General features: G+C 74.1%; 16 protein-coding genes and 1 pseudogene. 12 read left to right on the top strand and 5 right to left on the bottom strand.

The window, feature by feature from the left end:
- Window positions 1-154: 154 nt before the first annotated feature.
- Complete coding sequence (gene def / locus AC3ET4_RS20900) at window positions 155-721, top strand: peptide deformylase (protein WP_431951591.1); 567 nt, start codon at window positions 155-157, stop codon at window positions 719-721.
- 40 nt (window positions 722-761) lie between these two features.
- Here def and AC3ET4_RS20895 read toward each other — a convergent pair.
- Both AC3ET4_RS20895 and AC3ET4_RS20890 read right to left on the bottom strand, forming a co-directional pair.
- A pseudogene (locus AC3ET4_RS20895) lies at window positions 762-902 on the bottom strand (TetR/AcrR family transcriptional regulator); the annotation flags it as partial.
- A 29-nt stretch (window positions 903-931) separates the two neighbouring features.
- Window positions 932-1582 (bottom strand): TetR/AcrR family transcriptional regulator, encoded by a 651-nt coding sequence (locus tag AC3ET4_RS20890; RefSeq protein WP_431951589.1) that lies wholly within the window; start codon window positions 1580-1582, stop codon window positions 932-934.
- A 127-nt stretch (window positions 1583-1709) separates the two neighbouring features.
- Here AC3ET4_RS20890 and AC3ET4_RS20885 point away from each other — a divergent pair, with 127 nt between their 5' ends.
- Complete coding sequence (locus AC3ET4_RS20885) at window positions 1710-2933, top strand: acyl-CoA dehydrogenase family protein (RefSeq protein WP_431951587.1); 1224 nt, start codon at window positions 1710-1712, stop codon at window positions 2931-2933.
- Window positions 2934-2982: 49 nt separating this feature from the next.
- Here the strand turns inward: AC3ET4_RS20885 and AC3ET4_RS20880 are convergent, their stop codons facing one another.
- Window positions 2983-5061, bottom strand: a complete 2079-nt coding sequence (locus tag AC3ET4_RS20880) for an FUSC family protein (protein WP_431951585.1) — start codon at window positions 5059-5061, stop codon at window positions 2983-2985.
- Between the two features lie 88 nt (window positions 5062-5149).
- Here AC3ET4_RS20880 and AC3ET4_RS20875 point away from each other — a divergent pair, with 88 nt between their 5' ends.
- The 5 genes from AC3ET4_RS20875 to gndA all read left to right on the top strand — a co-directional run bounded on the left by AC3ET4_RS20875 (window position 5150) and on the right by gndA (window position 10841).
- Window positions 5150-5341, top strand: coding sequence for a hypothetical protein (locus tag AC3ET4_RS20875; protein ID WP_431951583.1), 192 nt, complete (start codon window positions 5150-5152; stop codon window positions 5339-5341).
- 289 nt (window positions 5342-5630) lie between these two features.
- Window positions 5631-6185: a winged helix-turn-helix domain-containing protein gene (locus AC3ET4_RS20870; protein ID WP_431951581.1), complete on the top strand. Its 555-nt coding sequence runs from the start codon at window positions 5631-5633 to the stop codon at window positions 6183-6185.
- A 173-nt stretch (window positions 6186-6358) separates the two neighbouring features.
- Complete coding sequence (locus AC3ET4_RS20865; protein WP_431951579.1) at window positions 6359-8515, top strand: SpoIIE family protein phosphatase; 2157 nt, start codon at window positions 6359-6361, stop codon at window positions 8513-8515.
- A gap of 175 nt (window positions 8516-8690) precedes the next feature.
- Window positions 8691-9311, top strand: a complete 621-nt coding sequence (locus tag AC3ET4_RS20860; RefSeq protein WP_431951577.1) for an SRPBCC family protein — start codon at window positions 8691-8693, stop codon at window positions 9309-9311.
- A 90-nt stretch (window positions 9312-9401) separates the two neighbouring features.
- Window positions 9402-10841 (top strand): NADP-dependent phosphogluconate dehydrogenase, encoded by a 1440-nt coding sequence (gndA, locus tag AC3ET4_RS20855; RefSeq protein WP_431951575.1) that lies wholly within the window; start codon window positions 9402-9404, stop codon window positions 10839-10841.
- A 69-nt stretch (window positions 10842-10910) separates the two neighbouring features.
- Here gndA and AC3ET4_RS20850 read toward each other — a convergent pair whose 3' ends face one another.
- Window positions 10911-12533, bottom strand: coding sequence for an ATP-binding SpoIIE family protein phosphatase (locus AC3ET4_RS20850; RefSeq protein ID WP_431951573.1), 1623 nt, complete (start codon window positions 12531-12533; stop codon window positions 10911-10913).
- Between the two features lie 203 nt (window positions 12534-12736).
- Between AC3ET4_RS20850 and AC3ET4_RS20845 the strand changes: the two genes are divergently transcribed.
- The 5 genes from AC3ET4_RS20845 (at window position 12737) to AC3ET4_RS20825 (ending at window position 17067) form a co-directional block, all read left to right on the top strand.
- The gene (locus tag AC3ET4_RS20845) at window positions 12737-13408 is read left to right on the top strand and encodes a response regulator (protein WP_431951571.1); all 672 of its coding nucleotides are present in this window, start codon (window positions 12737-12739) and stop codon (window positions 13406-13408) included.
- Entirely contained in the window at window positions 13405-14463 is a 1059-nt protein-coding gene (locus AC3ET4_RS20840) for a sensor histidine kinase (RefSeq protein ID WP_431951569.1), read from the top strand. The genes AC3ET4_RS20845 and AC3ET4_RS20840 overlap by 4 nt, the downstream gene beginning before the upstream one ends.
- 48 nt (window positions 14464-14511) lie before the next feature.
- On the top strand, window positions 14512-15144 hold the full coding sequence (locus AC3ET4_RS20835) for a nucleoside/nucleotide kinase family protein (RefSeq protein ID WP_431951567.1): 633 nt from the start codon (window positions 14512-14514) through the stop codon (window positions 15142-15144).
- Window positions 15145-15194: 50 nt separating this feature from the next.
- Window positions 15195-16208 carry a GNAT family N-acetyltransferase gene (locus AC3ET4_RS20830; RefSeq protein ID WP_431951565.1) on the top strand — a complete coding sequence of 338 codons (1014 nt, stop codon included), beginning with the start codon at window positions 15195-15197 and terminating at the stop codon, window positions 16206-16208.
- Window positions 16209-16476: 268 nt separating this feature from the next.
- Window positions 16477-17067 (top strand): lytic polysaccharide monooxygenase auxiliary activity family 9 protein, encoded by a 591-nt coding sequence (locus tag AC3ET4_RS20825; RefSeq protein WP_431951563.1) that lies wholly within the window; start codon window positions 16477-16479, stop codon window positions 17065-17067.
- A gap of 98 nt (window positions 17068-17165) precedes the next feature.
- On the opposite strand, the gene AC3ET4_RS20820 is transcribed toward AC3ET4_RS20825, so the two are convergent.
- Window positions 17166-18467 carry a ricin-type beta-trefoil lectin domain protein gene (locus tag AC3ET4_RS20820; protein ID WP_431951561.1) on the bottom strand — a complete coding sequence of 434 codons (1302 nt, stop codon included), beginning with the start codon at window positions 18465-18467 and terminating at the stop codon, window positions 17166-17168.
- Between the last annotated feature and the right edge of the window lie 165 nt (window positions 18468-18632).

The following is an 18632-nucleotide window of genomic DNA, read 5'->3' as shown; positions in this document are numbered from 1 at the left end:
CACATCCTCCTCGCGTCCGGCCCCGCCCACCCCCGGCGGTCGGCCGGGGTGCGCGCCCCGCCCGGTGCACCGGCCGGAAAGGTATCGGTCGCCGATCAGCCTATCCACTTCCGCCACCGGCGTTGAAACGAGCCATCCCCGTACGCTGACCGGCATGCGACACGCCCCCATCCCCGGCAGCTCCGGGACCGTCCGCCCGATGCGGCTGCTGGGTGACCCCGGGCTCCGGGAACCCTGCCGCGACGTGACCGTCTTCGGTGCCGAACTCGACGCCCTGGTGGAGGACTTGTTCACCACGATGTACGCGCACCAAGGGGTGGGTCTGGCGGCGAACCAGATCGGCGTCCCGCTGCGGGTGTTCGTCTTCGACTGCCCCGACGACGAGGACGTCCGGCACCTCGGGCACGTGGTCAACCCCCGCGTCGTGCACAACGAGGGGGTCGTGGTGACCGGGCACGAGGGCTGCCTGTCCCTGCCGGGTGTGCACGCGGGCACCGCCCGGTACGACGAGACCGTCGTCGAGGGCGTCGACAAGGACGGCGCGCCGGTGCGCGTGGAGGGCACCGGGTTCTTCGCCCGGTGCCTGCAGCACGAGTGCGACCACCTCGGTGGCGGCCTGTTCGTGGACCGGCTGACGGGCCTGCGCCGCCGCCGCGCGCTGCGCGCGGTGCGCCGGGCCGCCTGGGCGCCCGGTGCGGGGGGCTTGGTCCCGCAGACCTGAGGTCCTGCGGCGGGCGGGTGCGTCGGAGGCGGGGGGCGCCGGGGCGGTCGCCGACGGCGGCGAGGCGGCCCCGGAGCAGGTCGGTGAGGTGGCGGACGAGGGCGTCGCGGGCGACGGGGCGCTCGCCCGGCCACCGGTCCCCGGCCGTGTGCGTCGTCCCGGGGACGAGGGCGCCCCGCATCCCGGGCGCGGCTCGGGCGGGCGGGTGCGTCAGAGGCGGGGGGCGCCGGGGCGGTCGCCGACGGCGGCGAGGCGGCCCCAGAGCAGGTCGGTGAGGTGGCGGACGAGGACGTCGCGGGCGACGGGGCGCTCGCCCAGCCACCAGTCACCGGCGGCGTGCATCATCCCGACGATGCCGTGTCCCCACACCCGGGCCGCGACCTGGCCCTCCGGGCCCAGGTCGAGCCGCTCGGCGACGACGTCGGCCAGTTCCTCGCCCATGCGGCGCAGCACGGGCGCCGCGTGGCGGCCGATGTCGAAACCGCGGTCCGCGTCCGGAGGGTTCTCGGCGGGGTGCATCAGGAAGCGGTAGACCTGCGGCCGGGCCTCGATGGCCGCGAGGTACGCGTCAAGGGTGGCCGCCACGCGGTCGCGCCGCTCATTGGGGGCGTCGAGGGCGGCGCGCAGGCCGGCGAGCAGGGCGTCGGTGTGCCGCTTGGCCAGGGCACGGTACAGGCCGCTCTTGTCGCCGAAGTGGCGGTACAGGATGGGCTTGGTGATGCCCGCCTCGGCGGCGATGGCGTTCATGGAAGCCTCGGGGCCGTCCCGCAGCACGACCCGGTCCGCGGCCTCGAGCAGCTCTCTGCGCCGCTGCTTCGCCGCGGAGCTCGCCCGCTGCTCCTGCCGTCGGCTGGTGTCCACCAGGCCTCCCCGCCTGTTCGAATGTCCTCGCGCCTGCGCAACGTAACACCCCAGGTCCGGTTGACATCCCTTACCAACCGGTAACACACTGGCAGTTACCGCAGGTAATGGGCAGGTGGAGGGGACGATGGGCGACTTCTCGCTCGAACTCAGCGATGATCAGAAGTCGGTGCGCGACTGGATCCACGGCTTCGCGGCCGACGTCATGCGCCCGGCCGCGGCGGAGTGGGACGAACGCGAGGAGACCCCCTGGCCGGTGATCCAGGAGGCCGCGAAGATCGGACTCTACTCGCTCGACTTCTACGCCCAGCAGTACTTCGACCCCACCGGTCTCGGCATCCCGATCGCCATGGAGGAGCTCTTCTGGGGCGACGCCGGCATCGGCCTGTCCATCGTCGGCACCGGTCTGGCCGCCGTCGGTGTGCTGGCCAACGGCACGGACGAGCAGATCGGCACCTGGATCCCCCAGATGTACGGCGACGCCGACGACGTGAAGGTCGCCGCCTTCTGCTCCTCCGAACCCGACGCGGGCTCCGACGTCGGCTCGATGCGCACCTTAGCCGTGTACGACGCCGTCAAGGACGAATGGGTCCTGAGCGGCACCAAGACCTGGGTCACCAACGGCGGCATCGCGGGCGTCCACGTCGTCACCGCCGTGGTCGACCCGGACCTCGGTTCCAAGGGCCACGCCTCCTTCATCGTGCCGCCGAACACCCCTGGCCTCACCCAGGGGCAGAAGTTCAAGAAGCACGGAATCCGCGCCTCGCACACCGCCGAGGTCGTCCTCGACGACGTCCGCGTCCCGGGAAGCTGCCTGCTCGGAGGGAAGGAGAAGCTCGACGAGCGCCTCGCCCGGGCGCGTGAGCGGGCCAAGGGCGGCGAGCGCGTGAAGAACGCCGCCATGGCGACCTTCGAGGCATCCCGCCCGGCGGTCGGCGCGATGGCGGTGGGCACGGCCCGGGCCGCGTACGAGGTCGCCCTGGACTACGCCATGAACCGCACCCAGTTCGGCCGCCCGATCATCGACAACCAGGGCGTCGCCTTCCAGCTCGCCGACATGCGCACGCAGGTCGACGCGGCCCGCCTGCTGGTCTGGCGCGCCTCCTGGACGGCGGCCTCGGGCAAGCCCTTCACCTCGGCCGAGGGCTCGATGTCCAAGCTGTACGCGAGCGAGACGGCCAAGAAGGTCACCGCGCAGGCCGTGCAGATCCTCGGTGGCAACGGCTTCACCCGCGAGTACCCCGTGGAACGCATGCACCGGGACGCCGCCATCTACACCATCTTCGAGGGCACGAGCGAGATCCAGCGCCTGGTCATCGCGCGCACCCTGTCGGGCATGCCGATCCGCTGACCCGACGACCACCCCGAGCGGTCTCGACCGGCCCGGCCCCGTACGGGTGTCAGCGGCGCCGCGAGGGGCGGGTGCGGGGGCGCGGGCGCAAGGCGGTCTGAAGGTCGTCGAGGGTTTCCACCAGCAGTTCGGCGCTGCGGCGCACGATGCGTTCGGCGTCCGAGGCGGGCCAGGCGTCGAGCGTGGCGCGGACCGGCGCGAAGTCCGGGGCGCGCCGCTCGCGCACGGCGTCCGCCGCGTCCGCCGTGGCCGTGCGCAGTCGGTGGGCGAAGGGGGCGGCGTCCGGGACGGGGTCGGCGTCGGAGGGCGGGAGGTGGGCCTCCATCAGCATGGGCACGCGGCCCATGGCCGACAGGGCCGCGTCGGCGCCGTCGGCGGCGCGGCGCGAGAGCCCCCGGCCCCGGACGGGTTCGGCGTCGGCGCGGGCGACCGCCTGGTCCCAGGCGAGCGCGGCCGCCCGCGCGTCCAGCAGCGCCGCGCGCACCGCCTCGCGCCGTTCCTGGGCGGGAGCCGCGTGCGCCTCCATCGCGGCGGCGGCGTACCGCCCGGTGGTCTTGATGCGGTCGGCCAGCCGATCCCGCAGCCGAGGCGTCTCCCAGGCCGGGAACAACGCGTACGCGGCCATGGCGAGCACGCCGCCCAGCATCGTGAGCAGCACGCGCTCGGGCACCGTCTGCGTCCAGCTGGAGCCGGCCATGCCCAGCAGGAACACGACGTACGCCGACGCGGCCACCTGGGAGACGAGGTAGCCGGTGCGCATGAGCCCGTACATCAGGGTGATCGCCACCACCGCCAGCGCGGCGCACGGATAGGGCTCTGGTGTGAAGGACTGCATCACCGCCGTCGCCAGGGCGACGCCCGCGACGGTGCCGACGAAGCGGGCCACGCTGCGGCCGTACGTCTGCGAGAAGTCGGGCCGCATCACCAGGACCGAGGTCAGCGGCGCCCAGTAGCCGTGACCGGAGTGCAGGGCCGCGCCCAGGACGTAGCCCGCGGGGGTGACGGCGGCCAGCCGGACGGCGTGCCGGAAGACGGGGGAGTCGAAGCGCATCTCGCGTCGCACCGTGCGCGCGGTGAGCGGCACGAGTTCAGCGACGCTCGGGCGGCGCAGATGGGCGTGGTCGCCGCCCACCGAGCCGCCGCTGCCGCCGGCGGCGGAGACCGCCTCGCTCAGCAGCGCGACGAGCCGCAGGGAGGTACGCCGGGCGGGCCCGGTCAGCTTCTCCTCGGGAGCGGGGTCGACCAGCACCACGGACTCCGCCTGCGGCGGCACGCACACCGGCCGGGCCTCGCGCACCGCGCTCGCCACCGCGTCCAGCACCGAGGCCGCCGCGGCCAGCAGCTCGCGGGCCCGGTCGCGCTCGGGTCCCTCGGCGGCGGCGCCGACAGCAGGATCGGCGAGGGAGGCCAGCACCGGGCGGATGCGCTCGGCCAGCACCCGCGTGCCGCGCAGCGCCGCAGGGCGCCGCCGCGCCTGCCGATCGGTGATCACCGCCGCGCTGCGTGCCGTCATCAGCGGCCCGGGGTCGAAGGGCGCCACGGGATCGTGCCGCAGTCTGCGCGCGTAGTCCGCCTCCGCCGCGAGTGCGTCGGCCAGCGCGTCGCGCTGCGCACCCCAGCGGCGCACGGGGAACAGCAGGATCAGCGCCGCCTGCACGACCCCGCCCGCCGCGATGACCAGGGCGTGCCCGAAGGCGCCGTACACAGAGGTCGGCAGCGTGACCACGACCAGCATGACCGCGACGGTCAGGGACGAGACGATGCCCGCGGTGGGCCCCAGCGCCCAGGCCATGCCCGCCAGGAACGCCCACACCGCCAGCAGCGCCACGAACGCGCCCCAGTGCGCCCCCGCCAGATAGCCGAGGAACGTGCTGACGGCCAGCCCCGCGCCGGCGACCAGGGCCAGCACCGGCCGCGGCCGCCAACTGCGCTGGAAGGTGGCCATGCCGGAGGCGAAGGCGCCGAAGGCCGAGGAGGCTGCGACCGAGGGCGTGGCCAGCCACAGTGACAGGCCGATGACGACGGCGACACCCGCGGCGGCACGCAGCGCGACCAGCGGCTCCAGCCTGGTGCGTTCGATCCGCAGTCCCTCGCGGGCGCTGCCGCGCAGAGCACGGAACCAGGTCATGAGGCCGAGGATAGGACGGGTAGGAAGGGGCGGGCCGGGTAAGCGGAGCGCACGATGCGTTCCGGCGACTTCGAGGAGGCAGACCGCCATGACCGCCTCACCGCACCGCGCCACGGTGCCGCCTGTGCCGCCCGCGCCCAGCCCGGTGCCGCCCGTGCCGCCCGACCCCGTGCCGCCCGCCCCGCACCCCGTCCCCGGTCCGGCCCCCGACCCGGTGCCCGCGCCGCCCCCGCAGCCGGAGCCCGGCCCCGAGCCCCAGCCCGAACCGCAACCGCTGTAGGGCCCGGCCAGAAGCCCGGGCAGGGTGCTCCCTGTTCCGGCGGGCACCGTGTCTGGTTCAATGGGTGCCATGGTCGGCCTCACTGACACCGCGACAGGTCGCAGCGACCTCGAGCCGTTCTGGCCGTCCAGGCAGCGGTACCAGTTCGACCGGGAGTGTTGTCGCGCGGTCCCCGCGCGGACCCCGGACCGCAGCTGACGCCGCCCTTCGTCACCGCCCGCTGCCGGCCTCCCGGCGGTCCCGCGCAATACGTCGTCCGACGACCCTTCGCGCGAGAGCCGAGACCCACATGTCCTCGATCACCAGCACCAGCACCAGCGTCCGCACCAGCCCCCCGTCGCTGCCGCCGTCCGCCGCGGGCCGTCAGCACCTGCGCGCCGTCCAGGCCGCGGACGTCCCGCCCGTGCTCGGCTTCCTTCCGCCCGGGGCGACCTGGCAGCCCGCCCCCGGCCACCTGATGCCAGCGGCGGCGGGCGGGACGCCGATGGTCGGCTACCTCGTCCTCGTCCCCGCCGCAGGCCAGGCGCCGCCCCGGCCCGCGCCGACCGCCGACCGGCCGGTGGCCGTCGACGTCGAGCGCCGCGTCGCGCAGGTGCCGGGCCGCACGCTCGACCTCACCTACCTGGAGTTCGAGCTCCTCGCGCATCTGGTGGCGCATCCGCACCGGGTGCACACGCGCGACCAGCTGGTGACCACCGTCTGGGGGTACGGCCATGTGGGGGACGGGCGTACCGTCGATGTGCACATCGCGCGGCTGCGGCGGAAGCTGGGCCCCGAGTACCGGGGCAGCATCGTCACGGTGCGCCGGGTCGGCTACGCGTACGCGCCGCCGGCGGCCGGCTGAGCCGTCCGGACCTCTTCCCGGACCTCCCCGGAAGCCGCGTGCACCTTCCGGGACCATGGGAAAGCCCGGCGTTCTCACATGCCGCATCCGTGGCATGTCCCCCACTGGACTATGGGTACGCTGTTGCCGTTCCGATGCGGCTCGGCGCAGCGGGGAGCGGGTCCGGAGGACGTATGGCTGAGTCTCGGGAGTGGGCGCCCCCTGCGCCCGCGACGGTGGCCTGGCCGGCCCCCGCCGACGCCCGGATGTCGCTCAACGGCATCGGCGGCTTCGACTGGGACCTCGACCGCGACCGCATGCACCTGGACGAGCACGCCCTGCGGACGGTCGACCTGCGTCCGGAGGACTTCGACGGCGACCCGAAGGCGCTGTTCTCCCGGCTCGAGCCGGACGAGCCGCACGGGCCGGGCGCGTCGGGCGAGCGGGACGAGGCCGGCGGCGTCGCCGAGACGATCGCCCGGGCCCTCGGTGACGGCCACTCCTCCTTCCGGGCCCTCGGCCGGCTCACCCGCCGCGACGGCCGACGCGGCTGGGTCCGTCTCCAGGGCCGCGTCGTCCGGGACGGCGCCGGCCGGGCGAACCGGGTGATAGGCGTCCTCAGCGACGCCACCGACGAACTCGCCCAGGCCGCACAGCGGCTGCGCGAGGACGCGGACCGCCCGGCCGAGAGCGACCTGGTCCTGGAGGTCACCGCGTCGCTGGCCCGGGCGGTGACCGTGCGGGACGTGACCGCGGCCCTCACCGGGAACCGCCGGATGGACCGGCTGGGCATCGCCAGCCTGTTCCTCGGCCAGGTCGAGGCCGGCCGGGTGCACATCGTGAGCGACGCCAACGCCGACAGCTGGGTGCCGTCGCTGCAGTACACCCGGATCGAGGACGACTTCCCCATGAGCGAGGTCGTCCGCACCCTCGCCCCGCGCTTCATCACCTCCGGCGAGGAGTTCGCCCGGCGCTACCCCGCGCTGTGGCCGCACATCGAGCCGCTCGGCGCCTCCTCGGCCGCCTACCTGCCGTTGATCGCGCAGGGCAGGCCGATCGGCGCCCTGGGCCTGCTGTACCGGTGCCGGCAGGGCTTCTCCCCGCAGGAGCGCCATCTGCTGATCGCGCTCAGCGGCAGCATCGCGCAGAGCCTGCAGCGCGCCATCCTCTTCGACCAGGAGCACGACATCGCGCAGGGCCTGCAGACCGCGATGCTGCCCCGCACCATCCCGCGCGTCCCCGGCACGCAGATCGCGGTCCGCTACCGCTCCGCCCGGCAGGCCTCGGACATCGGCGGCGACTGGTACGACGTCGTGGCGCTGCCGGGCGGGCGGGTCGCCGTCGTCGTCGGCGACGTCCAGGGCCATGACACCCACGCCGCCGCCGTCATGGGCCAGTTGCGGATCGCGCTGCGCGCCTACGCCGGCGAGGGCCACCCGCCCGCCAGCGTCATGGCGCGGGCCTCGGCCTTCCTCTACGAGCTGGACACCGACCGCTTCGCCACCTGCCTGTACGCCGAGGTCGACCCGGCCACCGGTTCCGCCCTGCTGGTGCGGGCCGGCCACATCGATCCGCTGGTGCGGCAGTCCGACGGCGCCGTCCGGGGGCTGCCCACCGCGGGCGGTCTGCCGCTCGGCCTCTCCGCCCAGTTCGGCAGGCCCGCGGACTACCCGGTCACCGCCGCCGAACTCGGCCCCGGCGACACGCTTCTGATGTTCAGTGACGGACTCGTCGAGCGGCCGAGCGCCGACCTCGACGTCGGCGTGCGGCGGCTGTCCGCGGCGCTGGCCGCCGGCCCCCGGGACGTCACCGACCTCGCCGACCACCTCACCGCCGTCATGGGCGAGCAGGCCACCGACGACGACATGGCGCTGCTGCTGCTCCGGCGGGACAGCGACGCCGCCCCGCATCCACCGCGCCTGCTGCACCGGGATGTCGCCCCCGGCGACCCCGGGGCGCTCTCCGAGGCCCGTGCCATGGTCCGCGACACCATGGCGGGCTGGGGGTTGAGCGACCGGGTCGACGAGGCCGAACTCGCCGCCGGCGAGCTGATCACCAACGCGCTGGTGCACACCGACGGCGGCGCCGTGCTCACCCTGCGCGTGCTCCCCGGCCCGTCCCCGGCCACCGCCGCGCCGGACGCCACCCGGCGGCTGCGCATCGAGGTGCACGACACGGCGGCGAACTGGCCGCGCCGCCGCCGGCCCGGCGACCGCGAGGTGTGCGGACGCGGACTGCTGCTGGTCGAGCGGCTCGCGGACGCGTGGGGTGTGGAGCCGCATGGTTCCGGCAAGGCAGTGTGGTGCGAATTCCGCGACCGGACAGCCGTGGCGGAACCCGTCCGGCACTGACCGCGAGGGTGCTCCCGCACCCCGTTCGCGCCGGTCACGCACCCCGGATTCACCCGGACGGCTCACCCGCCACGACACACCGCCCGTTTGGCCGCAGGCTGTCGGTGAGGAGCCAAGAAGCCACTCTGCTCACATGCTGGCCGCGCCGGCACCGGGGAGGTCTGCGATGCCGACGGTGTCTACGAGCGTGATCGTCACCCGTACCGTGGAAGAGGTCTTCGCCTTCCTTGCCGACGCCCGCAACCTCGCGTCGTGGAACTCCGGTGTCGCCGCCGTGGCGGCCGACGCCGTGTCCCCCGGCGAGCGGGCCGTCTACCGCTATCACTATCCGGGCCGCCACCGGGAGCACTGGCTGGTGTGCTCGGTCTTCCAGCCCTGCCGGCGCATCACCTACCAGGGCCGGCGGATGTGGAGTCCGCTGGGCACCCAGACGCCCGAGTTCGCCTTTCGGATGCTGCCGCACTCGCGGGGCACGTTCCTGCACGTGCAGGTCACCTGCCAGCTCGGCGGCGGCATGCTGCTGCTGGGTCCCTTCCTGGGCTGGGCCTGGCGCCGCGACCTGCCGGAGGACGCGCGCCGGCTGCGCGAGGCGCTCGGCGACCACAGCGCGGCGCCGCCACCGCTGCCACCCCCTCCGCCGCCACCGCCCCCTTCGGCGACGGGACCCCTGCGCGCCGGCCAGGCCCGGGTGCCGGCGGCCGAGGTCGTCGGGGCCGTCCCCGCGCCGCCGGCCAGGGGGCTGCGCCGTGCGATGGCGCGGGTGGCGGGTCAGCACCGGATCGGCGCGGGCAGCTGAGGACCGCCGCGCATACCGGCCGCAGAGCCGTTCCGCTGAGAGGCTGGACGCCGTACGTGCCCCCGCACACAGCACAGAGAGGAACCGCAGATGGCGGAGCAGGCCCGCATCGGCGTCACCGGACTCGCGGTCATGGGCCGCAACCTGGCCCGGAACCTCGCGCGGCACGGCCACCCCGTGGCCTTGTACAACCGCACCCCGGCCAGGACGCGCTCCCTGGTGGAGGAGTTCGGCGGCGAGGGCGAGTTCCATCCGGCGGAGACCCTGAGGGACTTCGTGGACTCCCTGGAACGACCCAGGCGCATCATCGTCATGGTCAAGGCCGGTGCACCCACCGACGCCGTGATCGACGAGCTGACGCCGCTTCTGGAGCCCGGCGACATGGTCGTCGACGGCGGCAACGCCGACTACCGCGACACCCGCCGCCGGGAGAAGGCGCTGCGCGACCAGGGCCTGCACTTCGTCGGCACCGGGATCTCCGGCGGCGAGGAGGGCGCCCTCAACGGCCCTTCGATCATGCCGGGCGGCTCGGCGGAGTCGTACGCGTCCCTGGGCCCGAGCCTCGAGGACATCGCCGCCAAGGTCGACGGAGTGCCCTGCTGCACCCACGTCGGCCCGGACGGTGCCGGGCACTTCGTCAAGATGGTCCACAACGGCATCGAGTACTCCGACATGCAGCTCATCGCCGAGGCCTACGACCTGCTGCGGCACGCCGCCGGCAAGCGGCCGGGCGAGATCGCGGAGATCTTCCGCACCTGGAACGCGGGCCGCCTGGAGTCCTATCTGGTCGAGATCACCGCCGAGGTGCTGGCCCACACGGACGCCGCCACCGGCAAGCCGTTCGTCGACGTCGTGCTGGACCAGGCCGGGCAGAAGGGCACCGGCAGCTGGACGGTGCAGAACGCCCTGGAGTTCGGCGTCCCGGTCTCCGGCATCGCCGAGGCCGTCTTCGCGCGGTCGCTGTCCGGCAGCGCGCAGCTGCGCGCCGCCTCACGAGGGCTGCCCGGACCGGCGGAGACCTGGCTGGACAGCGCGGCGAGCGACCGCTTCGCCGACGAGGTCGAGCAGGCGCTGTACGCCTCGAAGATCGTCGCCTACGCCCAGGGCTTCAACCTCATCCAGGCGGGCAGCGCGGAGTTCGGCTGGGACATCGACGCGGGCGCGATGGCGACGATCTGGCGCGGCGGCTGCATCATCCGGGCGCGCTTCCTCAACCGCATCAAGGAGGCCTTCGACGCGGAGCCCGGCCGTCCCACCCTGCTGACCGACGCGCACTTCGCCGACGCCCTCGGCACCGCGCAGGCCGCCTGGCGGCGGGTCGTCTCCACGGCGGCCGAGCTCGGCGTGCCGGCGCCCGGTTTCTCGGCGGCGCTCGCCTACTACGACGCCCTGCGCGCCGAGCGGCTGCCCGCCGCGCTCGTCCAGGGCCAGCGCGACTTCTTCGGCGCCCACACCTATCAGCGGGTGGACAGGCCCGGTTCCTTCCACACGGTGTGGGGCGGTGACCGCTCCGAGCATCCGGCCGGCTGACGCCCGCACCGGGGCGGCCGGCGCCCCCACCGCACCGCGGGTCCGGTGCGGGGTCCCGGCCGGGTGGGTCTATGCGGCGGCGAACGGCGGGGCGATGGCTTGTTCGGCCCAGACCGTCTTGCCGGTCTTGGTGTAGCGGGTGCCCTGGGCGTCGGTGAGCTGGGCGACGATGGTCAGGCCGCGGCCGTACTGGTCGCTGGGCTCGGCGTGCCGTGGGTGCGGGGCGGCGCTGCAGGAGTCCGAGACCTCGCAGACCAGGACCTGGTCGTGGATGAGGCGCAGCCGGATGGGCCCCGTGGAGTACCGGATGGCGTTGGTGACCAGTTCGCTGACGACCAGGGTGGTGGTGGAGACCAGCTCAGGGAGTTTCCACTCGGTCAGCAGCCGCTCGGTCCAGGTCCGTGCCTCGGCCACCGCCCGCGGGTCGTTGGGCACCTCGCGGGTGGCGACGGCGGCGGCGTCCAGGGCGCGGGTCCGGGCGGCGAGGAGCACCGGATCCGTGCCGGACGCGGCACCGCGCAGGACGCCGTCGAGGACCGCCGCCGGGTCCACGTCGACCGCGTCGTCGGCGGGCAGCACCCGCAGCCCCGTCACCTGGCCGGCGGCCTCCGCGCCGGCCGGGACACCGTCCGTGCTGCAGCTCAGCAGCAGCACGGAGCCGGGCGGCACGTCGCACTCGGAGACCTCCGGCTCGCCGGAGGCGTGGAAGCCCTCGTCCAGCGCCCGCGGGGGCACCGGAGGGGTCGAGGCGGCGTAGCCGCCGCACGCCACCGTGCAGTGGCAGGCCACCGGGTCGTAGACGGCGATCAGGCACTGGTCTTCCTCGCCGCCCGTCGGAGCGGCCGTGGGCCGGTGGAGCCGCGCGAGTACCTCGCCGGGGCTCATGTCGAGCATGACGAGCGCCCGGACGGCGGCCCTGAGCTGGCTCATCGCGGTCGCCGCGGAGACACCGCGCCCCCGCACCGATCCGGCCACCAGGGCCACCCGGGCACTGGACAGCGGGATGACGTCCACCCAGGCGCCTGGGGCCGCCGACGGCGGCACATGCCCGCGGGGGTCCTCGATCGCGCTGATCCTCGGCCCCTGCGTCGAGAGCAGGGCCTCCTGCAGGATCCGCCCGGTGGCGTACTCGACCAGGCGCCGGCGGGCGGCGTCGAGCAGCCGGGCGGCCTCGCGCGCCAGCCGGCCGGCCGCCAGCAGGTCGCACCGGGAGAAGGCGGCGGAGTCCCCCCTGCGGTAGAAGGACGCGATGCCGAGGACGACACCGCCGACCTCCAGCGGTGTCACGAGCAGGGAGTGGGCGTCGGTGATCCGCATCAGGGGGGCGCGCACCGGGTCGCGGGTCAGCCACCCCGTCTGCGGGCGCAGGTTCATCACCAGGTGCGGCCGCAGGTCGGTCAGCGAGGCGTGGTACGGCGTCCTGGCCGGCACGCTGCTGATCTCACCGACCTCGTAGGCACGCGGGATCGCGGTGCCCGGGGCCGCCTTGAAGGCCCCGCGGCGGAAGACGAGCCCGGTCGCCGGCAGCCCCGAGACGGCGGCCCTCTCCGAGACGGTGGCCTCGGACACCTCGACGGCGGCGAAGTCGGCCAGTGCCGGCACGGCGGAGTTCACGAGCTGCTCGGCCGTGTCGTAGGACCACGGCCGGTCCGCGTGGTCGGCAGCCTGGGGCGGGAGGGTGGCACAAAGCATGGCGGTCGCCTCGGATGAGGTTCGGGGTGGGCGGTCGGCTGGCTCATCAGCACTCGCACCGAGCCTGCCTCCGCACCGAGGCGGCGACATCCCTTCGGGTCCGCAGAGGACATCAGGATTCGCCCGCAGATGTGACTGCGGGTTTACCGCAGCCCGGCCGCGACGGGCTGCCCCTCGCGCGCGCGCGATCTACCGTGTGTGGTATGGACGTGCGCAGCCGCCCAGACGGCAGGCATCACCAGGCCATCCCGGTCGTACTGGCCGACGACCACCTGGTGGTGCGCGCGGGCATGCGGCTGCTGATGGCCGCCGATCCGGCCTTCGAGATCGTCGCCGAGACGGCCACGGTCGTCGAGACCATGGAGGCCGTACGGCGCCACCGCCCGAGGGTACTCGTCCTGGACCTGACGATGTCCGGCAGATCCAGTCTGCCGACGATCCCCGCCCTGCTGACCGAGTCGCCCAGGACGCGCATCCTGGTCCTGACCATGCAGGAGGACCCGGCGTTCGCCCGTGAGGCACTGCGCACCGGCGCGGCCGGCTACCTGCTGAAGGAGGCCGCCGCGGACGAACTGCTCGCCGCCGCCCACCAGGTCGCCGGCGGCGCCACCTACGTCCAGCCCTCGCTGGGGGCACGGCTGGCCGTCGAGGACCTGGACCTGGCGGAGCGGCACCACGAGGAGCCGCTCACCGACCGGGAGGCCCAGGTGCTGACCCTGCTGGCGCTGGGGCACACCAACCAGGAGATCGCCCGGCGCCTCTTCGTGTCCATCCGGACCGTGGAGACCCATCGGTCGCGGCTGCGGGACAAGCTCGGCAAGGAGAGCCGGGCCGAGCTGATCGCCGCGGCCAGAGAGCGCGGGCTGGTGGCATGACCCCGTCCGGCCACGGAAGGACCGGGACGCGCCTGGCCCTAGAGGGGCTGGGCACTCTGCTGCTCGCCGCGGCGACCGTCATGGAGGTGACCGACCGCTCCCAGACCGTGGAGCTCTACCTGGCCCTGGCATCGGCCGTGTGCTACCTGCTGCTCACCCCGCTGGTGGCGCCGCGGCAGCGGCTGTGGCTGGTGGTGGCCATCGCCTTCGCGCTGATGCTGACGGTGGCCGGGACGGTGCGCGTGGCCCAGCAGCCCCTGCTGAACGTGCTGCACGTGCTCCCCCTGCTGCTGGTCGCCTACGCCTTGTACGCCGTCCGGTCCTCGACGCACCGGGAGGCCAGACTGCGCCGGGAGCGCGTACGGGCCCAGCACGACGGTGCGGAGCGCGAGCGCCGCCGCTGGGCGCGCGAACTGCACGACGACACCCTGCAGGAACTGGGGGCGGTGCAGGTGGTGCTGTCCTCCGCCGCCGCGGACGGCCGCCCGGAGGCGATGCGGGAGGCCATCGACCAGGCGCGCGGCCTGGTCGGCAACCAGATCGCCTCGCTGCGGCACCTGATCGTCGACCTGCGGCCCGTGGTCCTGGACGAACTCGGGCTGCGTCCGGCCCTGCAGGCGCTGTGCCGGCGCTTCTACGAGACGTACGGCATCCGCACGGAGTTGCGGATCGGCGCGCGGGCGGACGCCGCCTGCGGCCGGCTCAGCGTCGAGACGAAGGCACACCTGTACCGGATCGTCCAGGAGGCGGTCACCAACGCGATGAAGCACGCCGACCCGACCCGGGTGGTGGTCAGCCTCGACAGCGACGAGCGGGGCGTGCACGTGGCGATCAGCGACAACGGGCACGGCATGGCCGTGGCGACCGCCGCCGGGCGGGACGACCGCCGCGCCACGCGGCCGTCGTCGCCACCGGCCGGCATGGGCCTGTCCGCGATGCGCGAGCGCGCCGACCTCATCGACGCCCGGCTCACCGTCCGCAGCGCGCCGGGGGAGGGCACGACCGTCGACCTCGGGATGCCGTGGGAACCGGGCCAGGTCTCCGACGAGGGGTGAGCACGGGCCGCCTGCGCGGGCGCGGACCGCGACGGGCAGTATGGGGGCGTGCGACTGACGCCTGTGACCTGGGAACGGCTGACCGACGCCGTCGCGGACCGCGTGCTGGACCTGACGCCTGACGACGGCGGCGAGCGCCCCCGGGTGGCGTTGGACGGAGCACCGGCCACGCGCCCGGACGTGTTGGGCGAGGCGCTGGCCGAGGCGCTGCGGCTGAGGGGCCGGCCGGTCGTCCGGGTACAGGCGCGCAATTACTGGCGGCCCGCCTCGCAGCGCTACGAGCTGGGACGCCACGACGCCGACGCCTACTACGAGCGCTGGCTGGACAGCGGGGCGCTGTGGCGTGAGGTCTTCGACCCGCTCGCGCCCGGCGGCACCGGGCGGGTGCTGCCCTCCCGGTACGACCCGGCGACCGACCGCGCGACGCGGACCGCGTATGAGGAACTGCCGCCCGGGGGCGTTCTGTTGCTGGAGGGGGCGCTCCTGCAGGGCTACGGCTTCCCCGTCGACCTCTGCGTCCACCTGCGGATGTCGGAGGCGGCCCTGGCCCGCCGCACGCCCCAGGACGAGCGCTGGACGCTCCCGGCGTACGCACGCTACGAGCAGGAGTGCGCGCCCGGCGCCACCGCCGACGTGCTGGTGCACACCGACGACCCGCGGCATCCGGCCTGGAGCGGGTGACCCGCCGGCCTTGCCGCGGCCCCGCCGGACCGTTACCGTCGCGGACCACCATGACTGTCGCCATCTCCCCGCTGACCACCGAGCACGTCCCCGAGTCGGCGGCCCTCCTCGACCGCTGGTACGCCAGGGCCCGCAAGTCGCTGCCCCACCAGTCGGGCCGAACCACCGCGCCGCCGGCGGGGGAGGGGCTGCTCGGCGGGGTCCTGGCCGCGCCGGGAGCGGAGGCCGTCCTCGCGCGCGGCGGCGGGACGCTCGCCGGTTATCTCGTCGCCACCCCGCTCGACGTGGCGGACGACGACCTGGCCGCGTTGCGCGCCCACCCGCGCTCCGCGCTCGTCCCGTACGGGGCTCACGCGCTGCGCGGCGGCCGGGACGGGGAGGACGTGCTGCGCGCGCTGTACGCGGCGGTGGCCGAGCGCCTGGTCGCGCAGCGCCGCCATGTGCACTACGTGGACCTGCCGGCCGACGAGGCGGTGGCCGCCGCATGGTTCAGGGGTGGCTTCGGCCTGGAGCGGGTGCGGGGCCTGATGGCGGTGCGGCCGCGCGGGCGGCAGCCGCGCGGGGTGGAGGCGCTCTCGGTGCGCCGTGCGGGCCCCGGCGACCTGGACCGGATCGGGCGGATGGCGGTGGAGGCGGCACGGGCGGACCGCGGTACGGCGGTGTTCCGGCCGCAGCCCGAGCGGGCGCTCGCGGCGCTGCGGACCCACTACGCGGACGCCTTGGCCGACGCGCGCAGCGGCGCGTGGATCGCGGCCCGCCGCGGTGAGGAGATCGGCATGGTGGTCCTGACGCCGGCGGCGTCGGGCCCGGTCGTGCCCGACGGGTGCGTGGAACTGGCCGAGGCGTACGTGACGCAGGCCGCCCGGGGCGAGGGCATCAGCCGGGTGCTGCTCGCGACTGCGCTGGCTTGGGCGTACGACAGCGGCTACCGGCACATCACGGCCAGTTGGCCGGCCGCTTCACCGGTGTCGGCCGGGCACTGGCCGGCGGTGGGCTTCCGTCCGGTGGCGTACCGCTTGCAGCGGATACTGGACCCGCGCATCTCTGTGACAGCACACCGTTGACACGTGTGAGGAGCACATGTGAGCGGCGCGGAGCACCACTCGACCGCTGTTAAAATCATTCTGTCGGTTGCGCGGACCAGGAGTGTCCGCGGCGGCCTTCTCTGTCTGCCCCGGCTGGATCCCCCCGTCCCGGCCGGGGCTTCTTGCTTTCGGCGCATTCTTGGTATGGACATGACCATTTTGTCGGGAGTATCGTCACTTGTGGTCTAGACCTCGGCTCGCGGGCTGCGCATCTCAGAACTCCCCCACGTTCTCCGAGGAGCGAAGCATGCACAGGAAAATCGGCGCCGCCGTCATCGGCCTTGGCCTCGTCGGGCTCTGCGCGCTCGGCACCGGCAGCGCCTGGAGCCACGGCTACACCGACGCCCCCATCAGCCGTCAGAAGCTCTGCGCCAACGGCACCGTCACGGGCTGCGGCGACATCCAGTGGGAGCCGCAGAGCGTCGAGGGCCCCAAGGGCTTCCCGTCCTCCGGCCCGTCCGACGGCACGCTCTGCGCCGGCGGCAACAGCCGGTTCGCCCAGCTCGACGACCCGCGCGGCGGCACCGGCTGGCCCGCCACCAAGGTGACTGCCAGTCAGGCCTACAGCTTCCGCTGGCAGTTCACCGCCTCGCACGCCACCAGCGACTTCCGTTACTACATCACCAAGCAGGGCTTCGACCCCAGCCGCCCGCTCACCCGCTCCGCGCTCACCCTCACGCCGTTTCTCACCGTCCCCTACAACGGTGCGAGGCCGCCCGCCACCGTCACCCACCAGGGCACCATGCCCACTCGGTCCGGGCGGCACATCATCCTGGCCGTCTGGTCCGTCGCGGACACCGGCAACGCCTTCTACGCCTGTTCCGACGTGCAGTTCTGACCTTCGGCGAAGGGGCGGGACCGCCGTGAGGCGGTCCCGCCGACGAGCCGTCGGTGTGGTGCGGTACGGGTGCGGTGCGGGGCCGGTGCCCCGAAGGCTCAGGGCGTGTGCGTCCACTTCTGGTTGGCCGCGCCGGTGCAGGTCCACAGCTGGAGCCTGGTGCCGTTGGCGGAACTGTTGCCGGTGACGTCCAGGCACTTGTCCGCCTGGGGGTTGACGATGTCGCGCGCACCGGTGATGACCCACTTCTGGTTGGTGCTGCCCGCGCAGTCCCACAGCTGCAGCTGCGAGCCGTCGGCCGTGCCGAAGTCCTTGACGTCCAGGCACTTGCCCAGGGCGCGCAGGGTGCCGTCGGAGGCCGCGGTCCACTGCTGTGCGGCGGTGCCGTTGCAGTCGTAGAGCTGGACGGGGGTGCCGTTGGCGGGGTTGGCGCCGGCGACGTCGACGCACTTGCCGGCCAGGCCCGTGATGCGGCCGGTCGTACCGTCCCCGCCCCCGCCCCCGCCGTCGTCGGAGGTGGTGACGCGGACGTAGTCGACGACCAGTTGCTGCGGGAAGGCGGTGCTGCCGTCGGGATCGCCCGGCCAGTAACCGCCCACCGCGAGATTGAGGATGATGAAGAACGGTTTGTTGAACACCCATCGGCGTCCGCCGAGGTCGGCCGGGGTGCGCCGCTGGTAGACGGTGCCGTCGACGGACCAGCTGATGGAGTCGGGACCCCAGTCGACGGCGAAGGTGTGGAACGCGTCGGCGAAGGCCTGGCCGCCCGGCAGGGTGTACCCGGCCCCGATGCCGCCGGAGCCGAAGTAGTCCGGGCCGTGGATGGTGCCGTGGACGGTGCCGGGCTCGAAGCCGACGTTCTCCATGATGTCGATCTCGCCGCTGGCGGGCCATCCGCTGCCGATGTCGTTGCCCAGCATCCAGAACGCGGGCCACATGCCCTGGCCGCGCGGGATCTTCATGCGGGCCTCGACGTGGCCGTACGTGGTGCTGAAACGGCCGGCGGTGTTGAGCCGGGCGGAGGTGTACTGGCACGTGCCGTACCAGCACTGGTAGTTCGCCGGGTTCTCCTTGCGGGCGGTGATGACGAGGTGGCCCTGGCCGTCGAGGGCCGCGTTGCGGTTCCCGGCGGTGTAGTACTGCCGTTCGTGGTTGTTGACGTTGTCGCCGGTCTCGATCTGCCACTTGCCGCCGTCGACGGCGCCGCCGGCCGGGCCGTCGAACTCGTCGGCGAAGGTGGTGACGGCGGCCGCGGCGGCGGGGGTGGCGGGAAGCGGGGGTTCGGTGGGGCCGGCGGTGGTGAGAGCGGCGAGGGCGAGGAGTCCGGCGACGCCGGCGGCGAGCAGGCCGCGGGCGCGCGGGAGCCGGTGCGGGCGCGGGGGTGGGGGGAGTGCCTTCACAAGGGCGCTGCCTTTCGGGGCGGTTGTGGGGGCGGACCGACAAAGGATTGGCGTGAACCTGACAATTCTCATGTGAGGGCGCAGGGTTCCTGCCCGCCTTCGTCGAAGGCTTTGTTCACGCCGTGATTGAACTGCCGCCCCCCGATCCCGTCAAGAGGTCTGGAC

This window comes from Actinacidiphila sp. bgisy167, assembly GCF_057707665.1.
The sequence above is the reverse complement of the archived record's forward strand: the minus strand, read 5'-3'. Positions and strand labels throughout refer to the sequence as shown.